This window comes from Bartonella silvatica, assembly GCF_040545155.1.
GTDB lineage: Bacteria > Pseudomonadota > Alphaproteobacteria > Rhizobiales > Rhizobiaceae > Bartonella > Bartonella silvatica.
Map to the genome: position 1 here is coordinate 1 of NZ_JBEPLI010000078.1, position 1,291 is coordinate 1,291.

Below are 1,291 nucleotides of genomic sequence, written 5' to 3' on the forward strand. Positions count from 1 at the left end.
CAGCAGCAAATGGCACAACAAGCCCAACAACAGCAAATGGATCCCGAACAAGAAATGAAGTTGCAGGAAAAGCAGCAAGATATTGCGACTAAAAGCCAGATGCAACAGATGGATTTGCAACAAAAGCAGATTGAATTGTTCATGCGTCAAAAGAGAGCAGAATTGGAAGCGGAGATTATGCAACAACGCCATGAGCTTGAGAGGCAACGCATTTACAATGAACAAATGCAAAATCAAATCATGCGTGAAAGAGCCGCCACTTATCGAGGAAGAAGCATTTAAGAGAGGTTAGAGAATGAATGCAGAAATGAACGAAGCTATGAATGAAGATTATAGGGTTGGTGCACCGGTTTTTGATGATGAGAGCTCTTTTGAGAACGATTACGAGGTTGAGACGGTTGAGAGCCATGATGCCACACCTCCAGAGCCGGTTGCAGAGCCCGTTGACAAGTCTTCAGAAATCGTTCCTAGTATAGAGCAGCAGCGAGCAGAACAACAAGCCAATCAAGCCCGTGAAGCACTTGTTAAGTTTTATGAACCCCAAGCCCAGACACCAATGGTTGAAGGGGAAGGCGGACCTCCAGACCCTACACAAGACATTATTGGCTACATGGGTTGGATGGGCAAAAAGCTACAAGAGCAAGATGCGTATATTCGTGCACAACAAGATGTTCAAAGGCAAGCCATTGAATCCCACGAATTTAATGGACATTTGAACCAGTTTTTAGAAAGTTCTGTTACATCAATCAAAGATAAATACAGTGATTTTGATGCCGCGGCAGATTTTCTTTATGAGACGCGTGCAAAGCAATTAAGTGCATGGTCTTCTGTTTATCCGACTTATGCGCAAAGGAGCACGATAGATGCGATTATAGGGGATGAATTACGTACGATTGTAGCGACCTGCGCCCAAAAGGGGGTTAATCCAGCAGAAGAGCTTTATAGGATAGCACAAAACCTTGGCTATCAGAACCAAGGGATGCAAGCGAATAATCAAGTTGCAGCGCTTCAAAGCCGGCAAAATTCTGCGAGAACCTTAACGGCGTCTGGAGGAGGGGGCGTGACAGGTCCGATGACCAAAGAAATTCTTGCTAATATGTCAGAGAAAGAATTCAATGCATGGATCTCCAATCCGAAAAATGAAGCCCGTTTTTATGAAATTATGGGTGCAGACCCTGATTAGGCAATAAGTTTTACAATATAATCCGCCTTTGATGCGGGTTTTCCACCGGCTTTAAGCCGGTTTTTTTACAGCAAAGAAAGGTGAAATCAATGGCAACAACACATATAG

General features: G+C 43.9%; 1 protein-coding gene and 1 pseudogene. Both read left to right on the top strand.

Annotated features, from left to right (window positions below):
- Window positions 1-282: pseudogene (locus ABID23_RS08025) on the top strand (portal protein); the annotation flags it as partial.
- 13 nt (window positions 283-295) lie between these two features.
- Window positions 296-1,183 carry a hypothetical protein gene (locus tag ABID23_RS08030; protein WP_354190974.1) on the top strand — a complete coding sequence of 296 codons (888 nt, stop codon included), beginning with the start codon at window positions 296-298 and terminating at the stop codon, window positions 1,181-1,183.
- The last annotated feature ends 108 nt before the right edge of the window (window positions 1,184-1,291 follow it).

Excerpts from the sequence above, each read along its gene's own strand:
- ABID23_RS08030 (WP_354190974.1), top strand. The coding sequence starts at position 296 with ATGAATGCAGAAATGAACGAAGCTATGAATGAAGATTATAGGGTTGGT.